Source organism: Curtobacterium sp. ME26, from assembly GCF_903970945.1.
Classification (GTDB): domain Bacteria; phylum Actinomycetota; class Actinomycetes; order Actinomycetales; family Microbacteriaceae; genus Curtobacterium; species Curtobacterium citri.
On record NZ_CAJCKG010000036.1, the window covers coordinates 1 to 22,831 of the forward strand.

16 protein-coding genes and 1 tRNA gene are annotated in these 22,831 nt (G+C 73.1%); 12 read left to right on the forward strand and 5 right to left on the reverse strand.

The window, feature by feature from the left end:
• Window positions 1-367: 367 nt before the first annotated feature.
• Both H7A69_RS13000 and H7A69_RS13005 read right to left on the reverse strand, forming a co-directional pair.
• Complete coding sequence (locus H7A69_RS13000; protein WP_182047383.1) at window positions 368-1,030, reverse strand: TetR/AcrR family transcriptional regulator; 663 nt, start codon at window positions 1,028-1,030, stop codon at window positions 368-370.
• A 232-nt stretch (window positions 1,031-1,262) separates the two neighbouring features.
• Window positions 1,263-2,036: a trimeric intracellular cation channel family protein gene (locus H7A69_RS13005; protein WP_182047384.1), complete on the reverse strand. Its 774-nt coding sequence runs from the start codon at window positions 2,034-2,036 to the stop codon at window positions 1,263-1,265.
• A gap of 69 nt (window positions 2,037-2,105) precedes the next feature.
• Between H7A69_RS13005 and efeU the strand changes: the two genes are divergently transcribed.
• From efeU to H7A69_RS13020, 3 genes are read left to right on the forward strand one after another with little or no spacing between them, the layout of a single operon-like run.
• A complete protein-coding gene (gene efeU / locus H7A69_RS13010; protein WP_182047385.1) occupies window positions 2,106-3,767 on the forward strand; it encodes an iron uptake transporter permease EfeU in 1,662 nt (553 codons plus the stop codon).
• Entirely contained in the window at window positions 3,754-5,004 is a 1,251-nt protein-coding gene (efeO, locus tag H7A69_RS13015; RefSeq protein WP_182047386.1) for an iron uptake system protein EfeO, read from the forward strand. Before efeU ends, efeO begins: the two co-directional genes overlap by 14 nt.
• Window positions 5,001-6,281 (forward strand): Dyp-type peroxidase, encoded by a 1,281-nt coding sequence (locus tag H7A69_RS13020; RefSeq protein ID WP_182047387.1) that lies wholly within the window; start codon window positions 5,001-5,003, stop codon window positions 6,279-6,281. The genes efeO and H7A69_RS13020 overlap by 4 nt, the downstream gene beginning before the upstream one ends.
• Window positions 6,282-6,535: 254 nt before the next feature.
• Here H7A69_RS13020 and H7A69_RS13025 read toward each other — a convergent pair whose 3' ends face one another.
• The 3 genes from H7A69_RS13025 to H7A69_RS13035 form a co-directional block, all read right to left on the reverse strand.
• Window positions 6,536-8,914 carry a bifunctional metallophosphatase/5'-nucleotidase gene (locus tag H7A69_RS13025; protein WP_182047388.1) on the reverse strand — a complete coding sequence of 793 codons (2,379 nt, stop codon included), beginning with the start codon at window positions 8,912-8,914 and terminating at the stop codon, window positions 6,536-6,538.
• A 112-nt stretch (window positions 8,915-9,026) separates the two neighbouring features.
• The gene (locus tag H7A69_RS13030; RefSeq protein WP_182047389.1) at window positions 9,027-10,841 is read right to left on the reverse strand and encodes a thiamine pyrophosphate-requiring protein; all 1,815 of its coding nucleotides are present in this window, start codon (window positions 10,839-10,841) and stop codon (window positions 9,027-9,029) included.
• A gap of 56 nt (window positions 10,842-10,897) precedes the next feature.
• Window positions 10,898-12,052, reverse strand: a complete 1,155-nt coding sequence (locus H7A69_RS13035; protein WP_182047390.1) for a Gfo/Idh/MocA family protein — start codon at window positions 12,050-12,052, stop codon at window positions 10,898-10,900.
• 81 nt (window positions 12,053-12,133) lie between these two features.
• Between H7A69_RS13035 and H7A69_RS13040 the strand changes: the two genes are divergently transcribed.
• The 9 genes from H7A69_RS13040 (at window position 12,134) to H7A69_RS13080 (ending at window position 22,783) form a co-directional block, all read left to right on the forward strand.
• Complete coding sequence (locus H7A69_RS13040) at window positions 12,134-13,561, forward strand: glucose-6-phosphate dehydrogenase (RefSeq protein WP_182047391.1); 1,428 nt, start codon at window positions 12,134-12,136, stop codon at window positions 13,559-13,561.
• Between the two features lie 84 nt (window positions 13,562-13,645).
• On the forward strand, window positions 13,646-14,431 hold the full coding sequence (locus H7A69_RS13045) for a dienelactone hydrolase family protein (RefSeq protein ID WP_182047392.1): 786 nt from the start codon (window positions 13,646-13,648) through the stop codon (window positions 14,429-14,431).
• Window positions 14,432-14,542: 111 nt separating this feature from the next.
• Window positions 14,543-14,615, forward strand: a tRNA-Arg gene (locus H7A69_RS13050).
• Between the two features lie 220 nt (window positions 14,616-14,835).
• Window positions 14,836-16,215: a purine-cytosine permease family protein gene (locus tag H7A69_RS13055; RefSeq protein WP_182047393.1), complete on the forward strand. Its 1,380-nt coding sequence runs from the start codon at window positions 14,836-14,838 to the stop codon at window positions 16,213-16,215.
• Window positions 16,216-16,353: 138 nt separating this feature from the next.
• Complete coding sequence (locus H7A69_RS13060; protein ID WP_182047394.1) at window positions 16,354-17,910, forward strand: hydantoinase/oxoprolinase N-terminal domain-containing protein; 1,557 nt, start codon at window positions 16,354-16,356, stop codon at window positions 17,908-17,910.
• Entirely contained in the window at window positions 17,907-19,037 is a 1,131-nt protein-coding gene (locus H7A69_RS13065) for a DUF917 domain-containing protein (protein WP_182047395.1), read from the forward strand. Before H7A69_RS13060 ends, H7A69_RS13065 begins: the two co-directional genes overlap by 4 nt.
• Window positions 19,034-20,149 (forward strand): DUF917 domain-containing protein, encoded by a 1,116-nt coding sequence (locus tag H7A69_RS13070; RefSeq protein WP_182047396.1) that lies wholly within the window; start codon window positions 19,034-19,036, stop codon window positions 20,147-20,149. Before H7A69_RS13065 ends, H7A69_RS13070 begins: the two co-directional genes overlap by 4 nt.
• 28 nt (window positions 20,150-20,177) lie before the next feature.
• Window positions 20,178-21,260 (forward strand): DUF917 domain-containing protein, encoded by a 1,083-nt coding sequence (locus H7A69_RS13075; protein ID WP_182047397.1) that lies wholly within the window; start codon window positions 20,178-20,180, stop codon window positions 21,258-21,260.
• 5 nt (window positions 21,261-21,265) lie between these two features.
• A complete protein-coding gene (locus tag H7A69_RS13080; protein ID WP_182047398.1) occupies window positions 21,266-22,783 on the forward strand; it encodes a PucR family transcriptional regulator in 1,518 nt (505 codons plus the stop codon).
• Window positions 22,784-22,831: the final 48 nt, after the last annotated feature.

Genomic DNA, 22,831 nt, shown 5'->3' on the forward strand with positions numbered 1-22,831 from the left:
CAGTGGCATGAGCCTAGGCGTCTGAGTGGCACCTCAGTCCACCACCGTGGTCCTGGTTGATTTGTCTGTTGTCCAGCGAGACCACGACCGCACGGGTGCACCACTGCAGTGACCACTCTTTCCCTCCACGACGCTCTGCCGGTCCGCACCACGCAATTCCGTGGCGCGACCGGCTTCCGGTTGTGCGCCGCGCGCGTCGGCGCTGACGCGTTCCGCCGCTGCCGGGCCGCGCAGTGGCGCGGCGTGCCTGCGCACAACGTGGGGCGGCTCGCGCCACGAGATCGCGTGGCGCGACGTGCCTCCCGTTGTGCGGCGGCGCCGCGGGCCACGGCCCGCGGGCGCGTTCCGCGCCCCGCTCCCGCGCGCGTCAGCGCCGCGGGCGCACCACCGCGTCGACGATGCCGGCGATGACGTCGCCCGGGTGGACGCCGGGGAGCGCGGGGGCGTCGAACACGATGCCGACGTTCGCGCCGACGAGCAGGATCGCGAAGTCCTCCAGGGGCATCGCGGGTGCGACCTCCGGGTGCGCCCCGAACCAGAGCCGCACGAGGTCGAGCACGCCGTCCTGCAGCTCGCGGCGCTGCCGGACGAACTCGGGCATCGCCTCCGGTGTGCGGGTCGCGTAGGCGCGGAACTCGCAGAGCAGCGCGAACTGCCGGGCCTGGTCGTGCCCGCCGAACGCCGCACGGACGACGTCGGCGATGTCGGTGGCCGCGATGTCGACGCGCACCACCTCCTGCAGCGACGCGAGCACCATGTTCGTCGAGCGCTGCATGACCTGGGCGACGAGGTCCTGCTTCGACGAGAAGTTCGAGTAGACGGCGCCCTTGCTGAAGCCGGCGCGGGCGGCGACGTCGTCGAGCCGGGCGCCGTGCACGCCGGACTCGGCGAACACGTCGGCGCCGGCGGCGAGCAGGCGCTCCCGGACCTCGGCGCGCGGGGTCCTGGCGGTGGGGGAGGTGGCGTCGTCGTCCATGTGGTCCTGATCCGTGATCGTCGCGGTGGTGTGCCGTGCTGTCGATCTCCGCACGTGGGTGACCGTGCGGGGTTCCGGCGCTCCGGGCTGCGGGGCGACCGTCGGGGACCTGCCGCGCCGCGCGCTGCGCACACGCGCGGCACCAGCGAAGCCCCCGGCCACGTCGGTGGCCCGACCGGCACGTTCGGGTCGTGTCGGTGTGGTCGTCGACGTGGTCACCGGGTGGATACCCGGCGGTAGCGATGGTAGCGCGTGGGGCCTCCCGAGCACAGTCCCCGAGGCAGGCTCAGGCGTCGTCGGACGGCTCGCGATCGCTCCGCACGCTGCCCCGTCCGGTGCGCCTGCCGGGTCGACGGAGCAGCCGGATCGCGTCCGGCCGGAGACGTCGCCCGCGCTGCAGCAGGGACCCGAGGGTCGACTTCGGCTGCCACTCGCGACCGTTCGGCAGGCCCCAGCCCCGCTTGACGGCGCCGTACCGCAGCCCGAGCGAGAGCACGATGGCGGCGACGATGCCGATGGTGGGGGAGCCGAGGTGCGAGGCGACGACCATCACGGCCGACGCGGCGACCGCGACCGTGGCGTAGAGGGCGTTCCCGCCGAAGACCGCGGGGACGCGCCGCAGCAGCAGGTCGCGCATGGCCCCGCCGCCGACCGCGGTGACCGTGCCCATGATGATCGCGGTCGGCCACTCGAGACCCGCGTCGAAGGTCCGCTGCACGCCGACCACCGACCAGAAGCCGATCACCGCCGCGTCGAGCACGGTGAACAGGCGGTCCCACGTCACCTCGGAGAACGACACGAAGAAGGCGACGAGCGACCCGGCGATCGCGACGGGCAGGTAGAGCGGGTCGACGAGCGCGACGGGTGGGCCGTTCTGCAGCAGGGTGTCGCGGAGAATGCCGCCGCCGAGCCCGGAGACGAACCCGACGACGAGGAACCCGAACAGGTCGAACTCCATGGTGCGGGCGAGCGAACCGCCGAGCAGGGCCGAGGCGAAGACGCCGGCGAGGTCGAGCACGTTCGTGACCGACGCCAGGCCCTCGGGGGTCAGCAGGTTCATGAGAACAATCAAACCCCACGTCACGGAGGTGGCGGTGCGGCGGATGGTTAGGTTAGCCTCACCTTCGCCATGATCGCCACCCTCGTCATCGGCCTCCGCGAAGGCCTCGAAGCGACGCTCATCGTCGGCATCATCGCCGCGTTCCTCCGTCGCAACCGCGCTCCGCTGACCCCGATGTGGACCGGCGTCGGCGTCGCGGTCGCCCTGAGCATCGCCGTCGGCTTCGGCCTGCAGCTCGTCGAGCAGGCCCTGCCGCAGGCCGAGCAGGAGGGCATGGAGACCGTCATCGGCGCCGTCGCGGTCGTCTTCGTGACCGGGATGGTGGTCTGGATGCGGACCCACGCGCGGACCCTCTCGCGGGACCTGCAGGCGAGCGCGTCAGCAGCCCTCGGCCGTGGCACCGCCTGGGCCCTCGCCGGCATGGCGTTCCTCGCGGTCCTCAAGGAGGGCTTCGAGACCGCGGTGTTCCTGCTCGCGACCTTCCAGGCATCGACGGACACCGGGACCGCGGCCCTCGGCGCCGTGATCGGCATCGCCGTGGCGGTGCTCATCGGGTACGGCATCTACACCGGTGGCGTGCGGCTCGACCTCGGCCGGTTCTTCACCGTCACGGGCGTCTTCCTCGTGTTCGTCGCGGGCGGCCTCGTCCTCACCGCGCTCCGCCACGCGCACGAGGCCGGGTGGCTCGTCATCGGCCAGCAGCGCACGGTCGACCTCGGCTGGCTCGCCCCGAACGGCTCGGTCCGCGGCGCGCTCGTCACCGGGGTGCTGGGCATCCCCGCCGACCCGCGCGTCGTCGAGGTGCTCGGCTGGGTCCTCTACGTCGTCCCGGTCCTCGCCGTCGCGCTCTGGCCGCGCGCCTGGCGTCCGTCGCCGCAGCGCGTCCCGCGGGTGCGCGCCGTCCTCGCCGCCGCCCTCGCCGCGACGGCCGTCGTGCTCGCGGTCGCCGTGCCCTCCGGCGGCGGCGCGGACCTGCCCCGCACGGTCGCCGTCACCGGCGACGCGCGCTCCGTGACGGCGTCGGTCGACGGAGACGCAGCGGTCCTCCGGGTGTCGGGCAGCGGCCGGGAGGAGGGGCCCACTCGGTCCGGTACCGGCGCGTCGCGGAGCTTGCGGAGCGACGGGACGGCCGAGACCGAGGGGAGGATCACCCTGCCCGCGTCGGTCCACCGTCGCGTCGCCCGCGCGGGCACCGGTGCCGACCAGTGGCAGGTCACCGAGGACGTCCCGGCCACCGACCGACCGACCTCGCTGACGCTCGACCAGCTCGTCGGGCTGTTCGGCCGGGTCCCGGTCGGCGTCTCCCCGTCGACGAACCCCGGCCCGTTCGCCGCCGACTGGACCGTCCGCGACACCGTGACCCTCACGACCGTGCGGGGCGGCGTCCTGGAGGCGACCCGCTCGGAACGCGACGTCCTCACGCTGCGCGGTGGGGGCCTCCCGGCCGCCCGGACGACCACGCTGGACCGCGACGTCTGGACCGTCCCGCCCGCCGACGCGGACCGTGCGGCGACGGACCTCGCCGCCGCACAGACGCGTGCGGCCGAGCTGCGCCTCTGGAACGCCTGGTTACCGCTCGCGCTGCTCGTCGCGGCGGCTGCCCAGGCCGCGCTCGCGGCCCGCGACCGGCGCCGCGTCCGGACCCCCACGACCACCACCCCCGGAACCGACCCGTCGCGCGGCCCGCCCGCCGACGTCCCAGCGAGGAGCCTCGACCATGCCGTTCGGTAGGACCCCCACGACCCCGACCGCCACGACGACCGCCCGACCCCTGCTCGCCCTCGGCGCCCTGGGTGTCGCCGCCGTCCTGACCCTGACCGGGTGCTCGGCCGGCAGCACACCGGCCGACGACGCGACCGGCGGCACCGGCCGGGTGTCCCGCGTCACCATCACGCTGACGAACGACGGCTCCGACGCCTGCGCCGTGTCGACCACGAAGGTCCCCGCGGGCCCCGTCACGTTCACCGTGCGCAACGAGTCGTCCACCGCCATCACCGAGGTGGAGCTCCTGCAGGACCAGCGCATCCTCGGCGAGAAGGAGAACCTCGCGCCCGGACTCGACGCCGTCCGCTTCACCGCGACCCTGACCGGCGGCAAGTACCAGGTGTACTGCCCCGGCGCGGCCGAGGAGCTGACCGACTTCACCGTCACCGGGAAGGCGGCGGCGACCGCCGACAGCAGCGCCGCGGCCCTGCTCGCCGACGGCGCGACGGGCTACGCGACCTACGTCGACGGCCAGGTGACCGACATGGTGACCGCCGTCCGGCAGCTGCAGACCGACGTCGACGCCGGGGACCTCGACGCGGCGAAGCGCGACTACGCGGCCGCCCGGCCGTTCTACGAGCACGTCGAGAGCGACGTCGACGGCTTCGTCAAGCAGGGCCACAGCGCCACCGACAACGCGGGCAACCTCGACTACCTCGTCGACATGCGGCAGTCGAACCTCGACGCCGCCGTCGGCTGGAGCGGGTTCCACGCCGTCGAGAAGGACCTGTTCCAGGCCGGCGCGATCACGGCGTCGACGAAGCAGACCGCCGCCGACCTCACCGCGAACGTGCAGCTCCTCGCGAAGCTCGTGCCGACGCTGCAATACAAGCCGGAGGACCTGGCGAACGGCGCCGCCGGGCTGCTCGAGGAAGTCCAGTCGAACAAGATCACCGGGGAGGAGGAGGCGTACAGCCACATCGACCTCGTCGACCTCGCCGCGAACGTCGAGGGCGCCCGGCAGGCCTTCGCGTACCTCAAGCCCGGCCTGACGAAGGTCGACCCGGCCCTCACGAAGCAGATCGCCGCGCAGTTCGACGCGACGAACACGATGATGGACGGGTTCCGCGACGCGAACGCCCTCGGCGGCTTCAGCACGTGGGACGCCGCCGCGAAGGCGGAGGACGCCAACCGCATCTCGCAGCAGGTCCAGGCGCTGCAGGACCCGCTGTCCCGCCTGGCCGAGAAGGTCGCGACGGCGTGACCGCGTCACGGTTCTCGCGCCGTGGTCTGCTCGGCGCCGGGCTCGCCGCAGCCGGTGCCGGCGTCGGCGCGGTCGCAGGTGTCGCCGGGGCCACGGTGGCGACCGGGGTCGACCCGTTCGCCGCAGCCGGCAACGCCGACGAGTCCATCGACCTCTCCCAGCAGGTGCCGTTCTACGCGACCGCGGCACGGCAGCCGCAGGGCGGGATCCGGACGACCCCGCAGCGGCACTGCGTGTTCATGGTGTTCGACCTGACCGCCTCCACCGCCACCGAGCTGCAGGTGCTGCTCGCCCGGTGGTCGGCGGCGATCGCGCAGCTGCAGGCCGGGCGGACGATCGGCAGCGTCGAGCCCGCGCACGGCGAGGGCGTCGGCGCGGACACGGGGGAAGCGCTCGACCTCGGTCCCGCGTCCCTCACGGTCACCGTCGGCCTCGGCCCCGGGGTGTTCGACGAGCGCTTCGGGCTGGCGGCGAAGCGCCCGGCGCACCTCGCGGCGATCCCGACCCTGCCGAGCGACGCGCTCGAGGACGGCCTGACCGGTGGGGACCTCTCCCTGCAGGCCTGCGCCGACGACCCGCAGGTGGCGTACCACGCCGTGCGCGACCTGGCGCGGATGGCCCGTGGGACCGCGACCGTGCGGTGGACGGTGATCGGCTTCGGCCGCGCCTCCGCCGGTCCGCCGCAGTCGACGCCGCGGAACCTGATGGGCTTCAAGGACGGCACCCGCAACGTCTCGACGGACGAGGAGTACGACCGCTTCGTCTGGCTCGACGACGACGCCGGGTGGATGGCCGGAGGCACGTACCAGGTGGTCCGGAAGATCCGGATGAACCTGGAGACGTGGGACGCCGACGTCGTGCGCGACCAGCAGCGGGTCTTCGGCCGCACGAAGGTGGAGGGCGCCCCGCTCTCCGGCGGGACCGAGCACACCACGCCGGACTTCCACGCCGCCGCGCACGGGGCCGGTGCGGACGGCGCGACCGCGATCGACCCGCGGTCGCACGTCGCGCTCGCCGCGCACGAGAACAACGGCGGCGTGAAGATCCTGCGCCGCGGCTACAACTACACGGACGGGCTGAACCAGTACGGCCAGCTCGACGCCGGGTTGCTCTTCGCGGCCTACACGACCGACCCGGAGCACTTCACGCGGCTGCAGCGGAAGCTCGGGGCGTCGGACCGTCTGAACGAGTACGTGTCGCACATCGGGTCCGGCGTCTTCGCCGTCCCGCCGGCGCCGCGGAAGGGGTCGTACGTCGGGGAGCAGCTCTTCCGCTGACCGGCCCGCGGAGCTGAGGTGGGTGTCCTCCGTCGTTTCCCTGGAGACGGAGGACACCCGCGTCGCGGAGTCGACGGACGGAACCACCGTCCGGCCCTGGGGGGCGACCCGGCGCGACGCGTCGCGATGCGACAGGGCGAGCGTACCTCGCGGACCGGTGGAACTGGCCGTGTCTTCCGGCAGCGGACAGCGGGACGGGCCGCCCCACCGAGGTGGGACGGCCCGTCGCCTGTCGTCGGCCGGGAGGCGCGGTGTCAGTCCGTCAGGACCGTCGCCTCGCGCTCGGCGCGCTTCCGGCGGGCGAGCACCAGGCCCAGCGCGCCGGCGAGCAGCAGGACACCGGCGGCGATGCCCGGGACGACCAGGTCGGCGCCGGTGAAGGCGAGGTCGCCACCGGCCGTGCCCGGACGGACGCCGTCGGCGACGCCGTCGCCGTCCACGTCGCCGGTGCCGGTACCGTCGCCCGGCAGGCCCGTGCCCGGAGCGGTCGGGTCACCCGCGCCCGGGGTGCCCGGGTCGGTCGGGTTCGTCGGGTCGGTCGGGTCCGTCGGCTCGGCGGCGGTCTCGATCGGCACGGTGACGGCGAGGGTGATCGCCTGACCGTTCGGCAGGGTCACGACGAGCGGCTCGTCGGTGGTCACGGTCGGAGCGGTCGCGGTCGGAGCGACCGCGAGTGCCGAGGCACGAGCGTCAGCGGGCGTGGCGACGGTGCCCTCGGGGACCGTGAAGGTCAGGGTCGCGCGACCCTGCTCGTCCGTGGTGTCGACGATCGTGTTGTCGACGTCAGCGGTCGCGAGTTCCTGGTCACCGGCGCTGACCGAGACGGTGCCGCCCTGGTCGGCCGCGTTGCTGAAGGTGAGCGACGACAGGTCGATGCGCACGTCGTCACCGGGCTGGAAGCCGCCCTCGGGGGCGTCGGTGACCCGGACGCCGACGGCGCGCTGGTCCTCCTGGACCGCCACCTCCGGGTTGGCCCGGAAGTACTGGACCTGTGCCTCGAGGTCGACCATGCCGCTGTCCTGCTTCGCGGCGGCGCCCTTGAACGCAGCGAAGTTGTCGCCACCGGTCGCGAGGAACGAGTTGACCGTCACCTTGTAGGTGGTGTCAGCGTCGACCGGCTCGCCGTCGAGCGTCATCGACGTGATGCGCGCGCCGGCCGTGGCCTCCGGGTCGTAGGTGTACGAGAAGCCCGCGGACGCACCGAGCTTGAGGAACGGACGGCTCGCCGTCGACGGCTGCCACTGCTGTTCGAGCGCCTGGCGGATCTGGTCACCGGTCAAGTCGAGCACGACGAGCGTGTTCGCGAACGGCTGGACGACCGCGGCCTCCTTGTAGGTGACCGTTCCGGCGCCGATGTCGGCGCGGAGGCCGCCCGGGTTCATGAAGGCGATCTGCGACCCCTGGCGCTCGGTCTGCGAGCGCTGGACCTCGGCGACGAAGTTGCCGAGGGTGGACTCGCCACCGCGGTTCTCGGACTGCAGCCCGTCCGCGTCCGGGGACTGCACGGCGCGCTTGAGGTCGCGGTCGATCGTGCCGAGCTCGACGGCGCCGAGGCGGTCGGCCTCCTTGACGGCGGTGTCGACGGTCGCCTGGACGGCGGCGTCCTTCGCGTACGTGCCGTCGACGAGACGCAGGTTCTCGGCCACCGGTGCGGTGACGGTGCCGTCCGCTGCGACCTGCAGCTGCACGTGGCCGAGGTTGAAGCCGTACGAGCCGGTCTGGATCACCGGGCGGGGCGTGGTGCCGCCGGTCGGCGTGATCGCGTACGAGTACGTCTGGTGCGTGTGCGCGGACAGGATCGCCGACACCTTCGGCGTGACGCCGTAGACCGCGCGGGAGAAGTCGGTGTTCGACGTCGGGCTGACCGGGGTCGAGGACTCGGCGCCGTCGTGCACGAGCAGGACGAGGACGTCTGCCTCGTCGTTCGCCGCGTTCCCGTCGGTGAGCCGCTCGGCGACCTTGTTCACCTCGGTGGTGATGTCGCCCATCTCGAGACCGGCGATGCCGTCCGGGGCGACGAGGCCCTGGCCGACGAGGTCGACGGTCGCGCCGATGAAGGCGACGCGCTTGCCGCTGATCTCCTCGATGGCGTAGGGGTCGAACGCCGGTTCGCCCGTCGCGCTGTCGAGGATGTTCGCCGAGACGTAGTCCCACTGCGCCGCGCGGACGCCGTCGCCCTGCCCGCCGATGACCCGGTCGCGCAGGTCGTCCTGGCCCTTGTCGAGCTCGTGGTTGCCGATCGCGCTGACGGACAGGTCCATCTGGTTGAGGACGTCGATCGTCGGCTGGTCGTCCTGGATGAAGGACTCGAAGGTCGAACCGCCGATGTTGTCGCCGGAGCTGACGAAGGCGGACGTCGAGGTGTCGGTCCCGCGGAGCTGCTCGAGCGCACCGGCGAGGGTCGCGGCACCGGCGGCGTCGCCGTCGCGCGGTGACGGCGCACCAGCCGAGTCCTTGGAGATCGACTGCGCGATCCGGCCGTGGAAGTCGTTGACGTTGTAGAGGTCGATGGTGGTGTCGCCCTCGGCGGCGAGTGCCGCGGAGGGGACGGTGAGGGCGGTGAGGACGCCGGCGGCGACCAGGGCCGAGGCCCCGGCCAGGCGCCGGCGGCGCGGGGAGGAGTGAGCGTTCATCGGCGATGAACCTACGAAATCCCACAGACAACACGCCAGGCCCCGGCTCGACACGTCACGTGTTGTTCACACCACGGGGGACGATCCTCCCGATCGGGGGACAACCGTCGGGTCAGTCGCGGCCGAGGGCGCCCTTCACCCGCTCGACGGCCTCGGCGGCCATCGCCTTCGCCGAGTCCTTGATCACGCCGAGCTCCGCGGGGTCGCCCTTGAGCAGGCTCTTCGCCGTGTTGACCGCGTACTCGGCGGTGATGTGCGGCGGCAGGGGCGGGACGTTCCGGCTGACGTACGCGTCGATGAGCGTCACCCCGGGGTTCGCCAAGGCGCGCTCGACGGCGGCCTCGACCTCGTCGTCGCGGTGCACCGCGATGCCCGTGAACCCGAGCAGCTCCGCGTAGCCGGCGTAGTCCATCGTCTGGACGTCCTGCGAGCCGGACCACATCGGGTTGCCGTCCTCGGTCCGCATCTCCCACGAGACCTGGCCGAGGTCGTCGTTGTGCATGACGACGATGACGAGCTGCTGGTTCGGCCACTGGGCCATGTACTTCTTCACCGTGATGAGCTCGTTCATGCCGAGCATCTGGAACGCACCGTCGCCGATGGTGCAGACGGCCGGGGCGTCCGGGAAGGCGAACTTCGCCGTGACGGCGTAGGGCATCGCGGCGAGCATCGTCGCCAGTCGTCCGGACATGTCACCGTGCATGCCGCGGCGCAACCGGATGTGGTGGCCGTACCAGTCGGCCGTGGTGCCGGCGTCGCACGTCACCGTGACGCCCTCGGGCAGGCGCTGGTTGACGGCGCGGATGACCCGGCGCGGGTTCACTCCGTCGTCGTAGGCAACCTCGGCCTGGCGGTCCATCTCGGCCTCCCACTCGCGCATCTGGTCGGCGAGCTTGTCCTGCCACGCGGTGTCCTGCTTGTCGCGGAGGAGCGGGAGCACGGCCTCGAGCGTCGCGCCGACGTCGCCCCACAGGTTGAGCTCGGTCGGGTACCGCAGCCCCATCTGCTCGGGCTTGATGTCCACCTGCACGCCGCGGGCCTGGCCGCTCGCCGGCAGGTACTCGCCGTACGGGTAGTTCGACCCGAGGAGCACGATCGTGTCGCACTCCTTGACCTGCGTCAGGCTCGGACGGGAGCCGAGGAGCCCGACCTGCTGCGTGTGGTACGGCACGTCGGAGGGCACGACGTCCTTGCCGCGCAGCGCGGTGATGATGCCGGCACCGGTCTTCTCGGCGACGGCCAGCACCAGGTCCGTCGCACCGCGGGCCCCGGCACCGACGATGAGCGAGACACGTTCGCCGGCGTTCAGGATCTCGGCGAAGCGGGCGATCTCGTCCTGCGGCGGGACGATCCGGGTGGACGGGGCGGCGTCGCTCGACCGCGACACCCAGTGCTCGGCGGCGGGAGCCTCGTACGCCATGGCCTGCACGTCGTGGGGGAGCACGACGACGGCCGGCTGCTTGCGGAGCATCGCCGTGCGGAAGGCGGTGTCGACGACGACCTGGACCGCGTCCGGGGTCGCGACCGTCTCGACGTAGCAGGCGACGTCGGCGAACACGCGCTCGAGGTTCGACTCCTGCTGCGTGAACGTGCCGATCGAGGCGAGCCCCTGCTGCCCGACGATCGCGACGACGGGCTGGTTGTCCATCTGCGCGTCGTACAGCCCGTTGAGCAGGTGGAAGGCCCCGGGGCTCGACGTCGCGACGCAGACGCCGACCTCGCCGGTGAACTTCGCGTGGGCGGTCGCCATCAGCGCCGCGATCTCCTCGTGGGTCGGGCGGACGTACTCGAGCTCGCGCTCGCTGCCGTCTGCCTTGCCCAGGGCGCCGTCGAAGGCACCGATGCCGTCGCCGGGGTACCCGAACACGCGGGAGACGCCCCACGCCTTGATGCGGTCGATGACGAAGTCGCTCACGGTGGTGCTCATGCGACCACCGTGCTCGTCGGATCCTGTACGCGTTCAGGTCCGCGACCGGCCGCTCGTCACCCGATGGTGCGCCACGTCCCGTCGACCGCGCTGGCCACCACGGCGTCGATCACCCGGGCCGCGCGGGCGCCGTCGGCGAAGGCCGGCAGGCCATCCGGCGCCTCGCCCCGCACCGCCGCGTACGTGTCGGCGACGAACGCCGCGAACGCGTCGAGGTAGCCCTGCGGGTGCCCGGCCGGCACGACCGCCAGACGACGCTGGTCCGGGAACCCCTGTGAGGGGTCGCGGACGACGATCTGCGCGCCGCGCTCGGTGCCGAACCAGGCCGACTCGGGCTGCTCCTGGTCGAACGCCGCGGACCCGAGGGTGCCGTCCACCTCGAACCACAGCCGGTTCTTCCGCCCTGCGGACACCTGCGAGACCACGACGTTGCCGATGCGACCGGCGTCGGTGCGGAACGTCGCGACCGCGGTGTCCTCGGTCGTCACCTCCGCGCGCCGGGTCGCGTCGGCGAGCGGGTCCGCGTCCGGCGAGCCCGAGAACGAGGGCCCGGAGGCCGCCGGTCGGGTCCGGTGGACGACGTCGGTCGCGGCGGAGACCGAGGCGAAGGGCTCGCCCGTGACGAACTCGACGAGGTCGCACCAGTGCGAGCCGATGTCGGCGAAGGCGCGCGACAGTCCGCCGGCGCCGGCGTCGACGCGCCACGACGAGGCGTCCTCGTCGAGCATCCAGTCCTGCAGGTAGTGCCCGTGGACGGCGAGCAGGCGCCCGAGCTCCCCGGCGGCGATCCGTGCCCGGATCTCGCGGACGACCGGGTGGTAGCGGTACGCGAACGGGACGGTCGCCACGACACCGGCCGCACGTGCGGCCTCGACCAGCTCGGACGCCTGCGCGGCGTCGATCGCCAGGGGCTTCTCGCACACCACGTGGACGCCCGCCCGGACCACGGCGAGGGCCTGGGGGTGGTGCTGGTCGTTCGGGGTGCAGACGTGCACGACGTCCGGTGCGTCCGCCAGGACCTCGTCGAGCGAGGCGTACCCGCGCGGCACGTCGAGCTGTGCGGCGACCCGCTCGGAACGGGAGGGGGTGCGTCCCAGCACGCCGGTCACCTCGGCCCCGGCCGCGCGGGCGGCCCGGGCGTGCACCCCGGCGATCATGCCCGTCCCGACCACGGCGACGCGGAGGCGTCGCCCTCCGTACCCACTGCTCATGGTGCTCCCTCGCGCCGGACTGCACCCACCGTAGCGACGCGACCCGGCCACGCGCCGGACGGCGTGAGTACCGTCTGGGGCATGTCGAGCCTCCAGACCAGCCTGCTCATCCTCGGTGCCAGCGGCGACCTGTCCAAGCGGCTGCTGCTGCCGGGTCTCGCCACCCTCCTCGACGTCAAGGAGGACTGGGACGTCCAGCTCGTCGGTGCCGGCGTCGAGGACATCTCCGACGCCGACTGGAAGGCGCAGGTGCGCACGTCGTTCGAGAACGCGCAGGCATCGAAGAACGAGGAGGACGAGGGTGCGCACGACGACGGCGGCGAGCGGCTCAGCCCGCGCCTCGTCGCCGTGATCGAGGCCTCGAGCTACCACCGGGCCGACGTCACCAGCGCCGACGACCTGACGAGCCTGCTCGCCTCGTGCGAGCACGACCCCGCGGTCTACTTCGCGCTGCCGCCGGCCGTGACCGAGAAGAGCTGCGCGGTGCTCGAGGACCTCGACCTGCCGTCGGGCACGCGCCTGGCCCTCGAGAAGCCGTTCGGCACCGACGCCGCGAGCGCCGAGCAGCTCAACGACGTGCTGCACTCGTTCCTCCCCGAGGAGCGCATCCACCGGGTCGACCACTTCCTCGGCCGCTCGACCGTGCTCAACCTGCTCGGCCTGCGCTTCGCGAACCGCATCATCGAGCCGCTGCTGTCGTCGCAGCACGTCTCCCGCGTCGACATCGTCTACGACGAGACCCTCGGGCTCGAGGGCCGTGCGCGCTACTACGACAAGGCCGGCGCACTCGTCGACATGATCCAGAGCCACCTGCTGCAGGTGATGGCCGTCGTCGCGATGGAGGCACCCGCCTCGATCGACGCCGACGACCTCCGCACGCAGAAGGAGCTCGTGCTCCGCGCCGTCCGCCCGTGGGGCGGCGACGTCGTGGCCGCCGGCAAGCGCGCGCGGTACACCGCGGGGACGATCGGCGAGCGTTCGCTGCCCTCGTACGTCGACGAGGACGGCGTCGACCCCTCGCTCGGCACCGAGACGCTCGCCCAGCTCACCCTCGAGGTCGCGAACTGGCGCTGGGCCGGCGTGCCGTTCACGCTCCGGTCCGGCAAGGCGCTCGAGCAGCAGCGGCGCGAGATCGTCATCACGTTCAAGGACTCGCCGCACGTGCCGAACGGGCTGTCCGGCGCCGAACGGCCGGACAAGCTCCGCATCTGGATCGCCCCGGACGAGATGCAGCTCGAGCTCAACGTGAACGGCCCGGGCGATCCGTACACGATCGACCACACCTCGCTGACGACAACGTTCAACCCCGGACGCCTCAGCGCGTACGGCGAGGTCCTCGCGGGGGTGCTCGAGGGCGACGCCACCCTGTCGGTCCGCGGCGACAGCGCGGTGCAGGGGTGGAAGGTCGTCGAGCCGTTCCTGCAGGCCTGGCGAGCGGGGGAGACCCCGCTCGACGAGTACGCGGCGGGGTCGGCCGGTCCCGACAGCTGGGACAACATCGACTGCTGATGCGGTGACGGACGGGAGGCGCGGTGCCAGCTGGAACCGCGCCTCCCGTCCGTCTCCTGGTCACCGGGCGTAGCGTCCGGTGACGTGAAGACCACCGACGACGTCCTGTCCACCGTCCCCGCTCCCGCCGGCTCCGACGTCCGCGTCGAGCCCGTCCGCTACGACCACGAGGGCACCGCGCTGCTCGGCGTCCTCGCGAAGGACCACGCCGCGTCCGGCCCGCGCCCCGGCGTGCTCGTCATCCACGACTGGCACGGCGTCAACGAGCACGTCGAGGCCCGCGTCACGATGCTCGCCCGCCTCGGCTACGTGGCCTTCGGCGCCGACGTCTACGGCGAGGGCGTCCGCCCCGGCGACGACACCGCCGGCCAGGTCGCGGGCTCGTACTACCAGGACCTGCCGCTGTTCCGCGCGCGCCTGACCGCCGGGCTCGAGCAGCTCCGCGCCGACCCGGACGTCGACCACTCGCGCATCGTCGTGATGGGGTACTGCTTCGGCGGTTCCGGGGCGCTCGAGCTCGCGCGTACGGGTGCCGACCTGGCCGGAGCCGTCTCGTTCCACGGCGGGCTGATCGTCCACGAGGACTCCGACGCCTCCGCGATCCGGGCGAAGCTCCTCGTGCTCACCGGGGGCGCGGACCCGATGGTGCCGGACACCAAGATCGCCGAGTGGCAGGACGAGATGCGCGCCGTGCCGTCCGTCGACTGGCAGGTCGTGACGTACGCCGGGGCGATGCACGCGTTCGCCGTGCCGGGCACCGATGCGCCGGACCACGGGGCGCAGTACCAGGAGCGCGCGGACCGTCGATCGTGGCAGGCGCTGCAGGTGTTCCTGGCCGAGGTGTTCGACGAGGAACCGACCGTCGCCTGATCCCGGCGACACGCCGAGGGCTCGGCGGGAGCGGCTCGATTGGCGTTCGGTGCCGCACCTGTTGTAGAGTCTTCCACGGCCGCAAGGCCGGTATCGGCCCCAGGGCCGGATGCGCTCGTAGCTCAATGGATAGAGCATCTGACTACGGATCAGAAGGTTGGGGGTTCGAGTCCCTTCGAGCGCACATCTGAGAAGGCCCCGTCGCACTGCGACGGGGCCTTCGTCGTTCCCCGGACGCGGGCGGTACAACCGCGCCGATGTGCACCCAGGGAACGGACTGTGCAGCGTGCACGGATTCACGCGCTCGTAACGACACCCTGCACGTGTACGCCCTCCCACCCGCTCACTACGGTTGCTCCAACCCGACCGCCCCGGTCGGCACCCCTTCCCCCAGGAGCATCCCGATGGCCAGTGCAGCGTCAGCACCACCAGCCCCGTCCGTCGTCGTCGACGACCACTCCCTGTCCCGTGTCCCCGCGTCCGCCCGCTACGGCTGGTTCCAGGTGGCGGTGCAGCGGTTCGGGCAGATCTCCGCCCTGTCCCAGTTCCTGCTCGGTGCGACGCTCGGCTTCGGCATGGGCTTCTGGCAGGCCTTCTGGGCGATCACCCTCGGCGCCGTCATCCTCGAGATCGTCTCGGTCTTCGTCGGCATCATCGGCATGCGCGAGGGCCTCAACACATCGGTGATCGCGCGGTGGACCGGGTTCGGCAAGGCCGGTTCCGCGCTCGTCGGCCTCGCGATCGGCCTGAGCCTGATCGGGTGGTTCGGCATCCAGTCGGGCGTCTCCGCCGCCGGCCTCGTGGCGATCCTGCCCGTGCTGCCCGCATGGGCCTGGTCGCTCGTGTTCGGCCTGCTCGTCACCGCGATCGTGCTCCGCGGCTTCCACTCGATGCAGTGGCTCGCGAACGTCACGGTGCCGCTCTTCCTGATCCTGGTCGGCTGGGCGGTCGTGGTCGAACTGAGCAAGCACTCGATCGCCGAACTCGCCGCGAAGGCCCCGGCCGGGCCGGAGCTCAGCTTCGTCGCCGGCACGACCCTCGTCGCCGGCGGCTTCATCGTCGGCGCCGTGATCACTCCCGACATGACGCGCTTCAACCGCTCCGTCGGCGACGTCATCAAGCAGACCGCGCTCGGCGTGACCCTCGGCGAGTACGTCATCGGACTGGCCGGCGTCCTGCTCGCACACGCCGTGGGCTCGTCGGACATCACCCGCGTGATCACGTCGAGCGTCGGCTGGGTCGGCATCCTCGTGATCCTGCTCGGCACGTTCAAGATCAACGACTGGAACATCTACAGCTCGAGCCTCGGCGTCACGAACTTCATCGACGTGGTGTTCGGCCGGAAGGTCAACCGCGGCGTCGTGACGATCGTGCTCGGGGTCGTCGGCTCGGTGCTCGCGGCCGTCGGCTTCCTCGACGCCTTCACCCCGTTCCTCATCGTGCTGGGCGTCGTCTTCCCGCCGATCGCCGGGATCATGGTCGCCGAGTACTTCGTCGTCAAGCGCTGGCGCCGTGAGCTCAGCGACAGCGAGGGCCTGCCGGCGACGAGCCCGACGTGGGTCCCGGCGACGCTCGTCATCTGGGCGGTCGCGGCCCTGGTCGGGTACTTCGTCGCCGTCGGGATCCCGTCCATCAACTCGGTCGTCATCGCCTTCGTCCTGTACGTGGTGGCGGGCAAGGCCGGCTGGGTCCGCGGCGTCGGCGTGAGCCGCACCGAGGAGGCCCCGGTCACCGCCACGAGCGTCGCCAGCGCCGAGGCCCCCGCCCCGGCACCGGCGCCCTGAAGCCGGCGGTCGGCACCCCCCCCTTCGCCGACCGCCACCTCGTCGCCGGCCGTGCCCGCGCGCGGCACGGCCGGCGCGACGACACCAGCACCAGCACCAGCACCAGCACCAGCACCGGCACCACCCGAGAGGAACCCCATGCGCATCGGCATCGACGTCGGCGGCACGAACACGGACGCCGTCCTGATGGACGGCAGCACGGTCGCAGCAGCCGTGAAGCGGTCCACGAGCCAGGACGTCACGTCCGGCATCGTGGCCGCACTCGCCGGCCTGCGGGAGCAGCGCGACTTCACCTCGGCCGACATCGACGGCGTGATGATCGGCACCACGCACTTCATCAACGCGCTCATCGAGGCACGCGGACTCGCCCCGACCGCCGCGGTCCGCCTCGGTCTGCCCGCGACCGCGTCCCTCCCGCCCTTCACGGACTGGCCCGAGCACCTGGTCGGTGCCGTGCGGGGTCGTGCGTTCCTGGCACACGGCGGCCACGAGTTCGACGGTCGCGTGATCTCCGAGCTCGACCCGGACGAGCTGAAGCGGCACGCCGAGGCCATCGGTGCCGCCGGGATCCGCTCGGTGGCGATCTCGTCGGTCTTCTCGCCGATCAACGACGAGTTCGAGCAGCGCGCGCAGGCGATCATCGCCGCCGAGCTCGGTCCCGACGTCGCCTTCTCGCTGTCGAGCGAGATCGGCCGCATCGGACTGCTCGAGCGCGAGAACGCCACGATCATCAACGCGGCCCTGCGCGAGCTCGCCGACCGCATCGTCGACGGGCTCTCCGGCTCGGTCGCGGGCAGCGGGATCGACGCACCCCTCTTCCTCAGCCAGAACGACGGCACCCTCATGGACGTCGAGTACGCCCGCCGCTACCCGGTCGCCACCTTCGCCTCCGGCCCGACGAACTCGATGCGCGGCGCGGCGGTGCTGTCCGGCTTCGACACGTGCGCGGTCGTGGACGTCGGCGGCACCACGAGCGACGTGGGTGTGCTCACCGGCGGGTTCCCGCGCGAAGCCACCGGCGAGGTCGCCGTCGCGGGCATCCGCACCAACTTCCGGATGCCCGACGTGCTCTCGATCGGCATCGGCGGCGGGTCCCGCATCCGCGAGGACGGCGCCCTGGTCGGGCCGGACTCGGTCGGCTACCGGCTCACCGAGGAGGGCCTGGTGTTCGGTGGCGACACCCTCACCGCCACCGACGTGGCCGTGCGCGGCGGTCGCGGCACGATCGGGGACGCGTCCCGCGTCGCCGGCGTGCCCGCGGCGGTCGCCGAACGCGCGCTCGGGGTGATCGCCGAGCGGGTCGCCGACGTCGTCGAGCGCATGCGGACCTCGTCGGCACCGCTGCCCGTCGTGGCGGTCGGCGGCGGCTCCGTCCTGCTGCCCGACACGCTGCCCGGTCTGGGCACCGTGCACCGCCCCGAGCACTACTCGGTCGCGAACGCGATCGGTGCCGCGATCGCCCAGGTCTCCGGCGAGCTCGACAAGGTCTACGCGATCAGCGACGGCCGGCGCTCCACCGTCATCGACGAGGCCCGGCAGGAGGCGGTCGACCGTGCCGTCGCAGCCGGCGCGGACCCGTCGAGCGTCGCGATCGTCGACTTCGACGAGGTCCCCATCCCGTACCTGCCCGGCAACGCCACGCGCATCCGCGCCAAGGCGGTCGGTGACCTGGCACTCGGGGCGCTGGTCCGATGACGACCACGGAGGCGGTCCCGCGCACCGTCCGCCCGATCACCGAGATCGGCGCCGACTGCTCCGCCCTCGCACGGGGGGCCGCGATCCTCGGCACCGGTGGCGGTGGTGACCCCTACATCGGTCGCCTGCTCGCCGAGGCCGCGGTGCGCGAGCACGGTCCGGTGTCGGTCGTCCAGGTCGAGGACCTGCCCGACGACGCCGTCGTGCTCAACGTCGCCATGATCGGGGCGCCGACCGTCATGGTCGAGAAGCTGCCGTCGGGAGCGCAGTTCGCCGAGGCGATCCGCAGTCTCGCCACGCACCTCGGGGTCACCCCGACGCACGTCGCCTGCATCGAGGTCGGCGGCGTCAACTCGACGAGTCCGATCGTCGCCGCAGCCGAGCTCGGCCTGCCGCTGATCGACGGTGACGGGATGGGCCGTGCCTTCCCCGAGGTGCAGATGGTCCTGCCGACGCTGTCCGGCATCTCCGCGACGCCGATGGCGCTCGCCGACGAGAAGGGCAACACGGCCGTGTTCTCGACGGTCGACAACCGCTGGGCGGAACGCCTCGCCCGCACCGCCACCGTCGAGATGGGCTGCTCCGCCATCACCGCGCAGTACGCGATGTCCGGTGCCGAGATCAAGGAGTCGTACGTCCGCGGCAGCCTGTCGCTGTCCGTCGCGCTCGGCGAGGCACTCGTCGCGGCCCGGGCCGCCAACGAGGACCCGGTCGCCGCCGTCACCGCCGTGCTCGGCGGGACGATCGTGTTCGAGGGGAAGGTCGCCGACGTCGAACGGAAGACGGTCACCGGGTTCGCGCGTGGCACCGCCCGCATCACCGGTTCCGGGAGCGACACCGGCCTGGAGGCGGTGCTCCGGTTCCAGAACGAGCACCTGCTGGTCGAGGTGGCCGGGTCGGTCCGCACCACGGCACCCGACCTCATCGTCACCCTGGACGCCGAGACCGGCGAACCGATCACCACCGAGGGGCTGCGCTTCGGTGCGCGGGTCCGGGTCGTCACGGCGCCGGCCGACGAACGGTGGCACACACCAGCCGGGCTCGCGCTCGCGGGACCCCGGTACTTCGGCTACGACACCCGGGCGGTCCGCCACGACGGCACCGTCAGCGAGGGAGAACACGCATGAGCTGGACCATCGACGTCGACGACCTGCCCGACCTCGCGCGTGGCGCCGCCCTGCTCGGCACCGGCGGTGGCGGCGACCCCACCATCGGCATGCTGCTCGTCAAGGCGGCGATCGAGGAGCACGGCCCGGTCACGATCCTCGACCCGTCCGAGGTCGACGACGACGCCCTCGTGATCCCGACCGCGCAGATGGGAGCCCCCACGGTGGTGCTCGAGCGGATCCCCGCCGGCCCGGAGCCGCTCGGAGCACTGCGTCGGCTCGAGCAGCACCTCGGCCGGACGGCGAGCGCCACGATGCCGATCGAGTGCGGCGGGATCAACTCGATGATCCCGCTGCTCGTGGGCGCCACCGGCGGCCTGCCCGTGGTCGACGCCGACGGCATGGGCCGCGCGTTCCCCGAGCTCCAGATGGAGACCTTCTCGGTGTACGGCGTGCCGGGATCGCCCCTCGCGATCAGTGACGAGAACGGTCACGGCGTGGTCATCGACACCGGGCACGACAACCGGCAGATGGAGTGGCTCGCCCGCGGGGTCACGATCCGGCTGGGCGGTGTCGCCTACATCGCCGAGTACGCGATGACGGGCCGGCAGGTCCGCGAGACCGCCGTGCCGCGGACGCTCTCGCTCGCCCTGTCGGTCGGCCGTGCGATCCGTCGCGCCCGCGAGGACCACCGCGACCCGGTCGAGGCGCTCGCCGAGGCGTTCGGCCGGACCATCTACACGCACCTGCGCGAGCTGTTCGACGGCAAGGTCGTCGACGTCGAGCGCCGGACGGTGGACGGCTTCGCGAAGGGCCGGGCGGTCGTGCAGGGTGCGGACGGGTCCGAGCTCGAGATCGCGTTCCAGAACGAGAACCTCGTGGCCCGCCGGGACGGCCGGCTCGTGGCGGTGGTCCCTGACCTCGTCTGTGTGCTCGACGCGGAGACGGCCGAACCGATCACGACCGAGCGCCTGCGCTACGGACAGCGGGTGCGGGTGATCGGCGTCTCGACGCCCGACCTCATGCGCACCCCGGAGGCACTCGCCGTGTTCGGACCGTCCTGCTTCGGCCTCGACGACGACTTCGTGCCGGTCGAGGACCTGCACGAGCGGGTGCCGGCGGAGGCGCGCTGAGGCACGCCGATGCGCGAGGATCGCTGGTGTGCACCAGGGTGAGCAGCGTGACGGAGCCGTGACGAGCCTCCAGGCCGGCGACGTCGACGACTTCGCACGCGGCACCGCGCTCCTCGGGTGCGGCGGTGGCGGCCAGGTCGACCACATGGCGTCCGCGCTCCGGCGCGCGCTCGGTGCCGGCGGCGTGCCGGTCGTGCCCGTCGCCGGCGGGACGCGCGCGGTGATCGCCGTCGGGCTCGTCGGGTCGACCACCGTGCTCGAGGAGAAGACCCCGAGCGGACGGGAGCTGCCGGACGCGCTCGCCGCGGTCGAACGGTGGACGGGACGTCGGGCGGACGCGGTCGTCGCGGCGCAGATCGGCGGCGTCACCGGACCCGCTGCCGCGCTCACGGCACACGCGGCGGGTCTGCCGTTGCTCGACGCCGACCTGGTGGGCCGGGCGACCCCGCGGATCGACCAGCTGTCGCTGTTCGTCGACCCGCTGCCAGCGGTCACGGCGGCCGCCGTCACGTCGAGCGGGCTCCGGATCGTCGTGGACGCCCCGGACCCGCGCGACCTGGAGACCGTGTGGCGCGAAGCGGTGTCGCACAGCGGTGGATGGGCAGCCTTCGCGATCGGACCGGTGGACGCCGACGTGCTCGCCGCACGGTGCATACCCGGAAGTGTGACGCGGGCGGCGCGGACCGGGCGGGCGGCCACCGCCGCGAGCGACGTCGAGGGGTTCGTCGCTTCGCTGGCGGGAGCACGCACCGTCGCCCGTGGTCGGGTGCTCGACGTCCAGCGCACCGGCGACGCCGTGGCGTTCGTGCACGGCTCGATGGCCGTGCGTGACGCCGCGACCGGCGCGATCGCCCGGATCGAGGCCGGGAGCGAGTGGGTGCACTGCCTGGTCGACGGCGAGCCCGTCGCGAGCACCCCGAGCTGCATCGTCGTCGTCGACGCGCGCTCGCTCCGACCCGTGACGACCGAACGGGCACGGGTCGGCGACGAGCTCGCCGTCCTCGTGCTGCCCGGAGCGCCCTGGTGGTGGGCGGCGCCGCACCGGACCGCCCGTGTGGCGCCGCGGGCCTTCGGCATCGACGCCGACACCGTGCCGGAGGTCCTCTCGTGATCCCGGTGTCCGAGTTCCTCCCGCTGCTGCCCGAGGGGACCGAGCTGCTGGTCGGACCCGGGACCGGCACCGTCGCGTCCGTCCGCGGGATCGTCGGCCCGCCCGAGCACGTCGGCCGCGCGCTCCGGCCCGCCGACGGCGCGGTCGTGCTGCTCACCCCCGTGGAACGGTTCGACGCGCGCTTCGACGTGCTGCTCCGTCGGGCTGCCACCGCCGGGGTACCGCTGCTCGTCGTCGGCCCCGGGGACGCCACGCCGCCGCCCGGACCGGGGACCGCCGCGCTCGCCGACCGGCTCGGCGTCGCCGTCGTGTCGACACCCGACCCGTGGGCCGCGTCGGTGCGCCTGCACGAGCTGATCGGGTCGGGCGACGCGCCCGCTGCCCGGGCGGCCGTCGCCGTCGCACGCATCGGGCTGGACGCCGGGCCCGCGCTCGAGGAGTTGTTCGCGCGGCTCGAGGCCGAGCTCGGACACGCGCTCCGGTTCCTCGACGCGTCCGGACGACCCCTGCGGGGAGCGGGCGTGGCTGCAGCGACCGCCGCGCTCCTCGCCAGGACGGTCGGCACGAGCGAGCCGGTGTGGGCGAGCGACGACCGGGAGACCGTCGTCGCGGTCCCCGTCCCGACCGGGATCGGTCCGCGGGCCTGGCTGGCCGTCGGGCTGCGGTCGCCCCTGCGGGCGGAACGGGCCACGCTCGCGACGGCGCTGCGCGTGGCCGCGGTCGCCGCCGGGCACCGGCTCGTGCTCACCCGGCTCGACGACGAGCGCGACGCCCGGTACCGGATGGCCATGCTCGACGACCTCCGCGCCGCGGACGGTGCGCCCGCCCCACCGCTCGTGCAGCGGACGATCGCCGCCGGGTGGGAGCTCGACGCGTGGCACGTCGGGGTCCGGCTCGTCGCGCGGGGACCCGTGGACGCCGTCGCGCTCCGGCGCGAGGTCGAGACGGCGTTCGACGCCGAGGGCCTCGACGTCGTCGTGGTCGAGCAGACCGACGGGTGGGCGCTGTGGACGTCGACGCCGGACGAGCCGGACCGGTCCGTCGTCGCCGCCGTCGCCACCTCGGTCCGGACCGCGCAGCACGCCCTGCGCTCCGCGGTCGACACGAACGCCGGTGTCGGGAGCGTGCACGCCGGACCGGCCGGACTCGTCCGGACCCTCGGCGAGGCCGGCGACGCCGTCCGCCTGGCCGCCGCCCGTCCGGAGTCGGGCTGGTTCGTCCACGTCGACCGTCTCGGGCTCGCGCAGCTGTTGCTCGCGTGGACGCAGACGGACACCTTCCTGCCGGCCGCGGAGCAGCTGCTCGCACCGCTGGAGCGCGGAGGAGGGGCACTGCGGACGACACTCGCGACCTACCTCGACACCGAGTCGTCGGTCGCGGAGACCGCCGCGGTGCTCGGCGTCCACCGCAACACCGTCGCGGACCGGATCGACCGGGTGCAGCGGTTGCTCGGCGTCGACCTCGGCGACCCCGAGACGCGTCTGGCGCTGCACCTCGCGACGCGGGCGCTCGGCGGGGCGTGAGGTCCGGCGCGGTCTTCTCGCCGAGACGCCGTGGTCGTGCCGAGACGG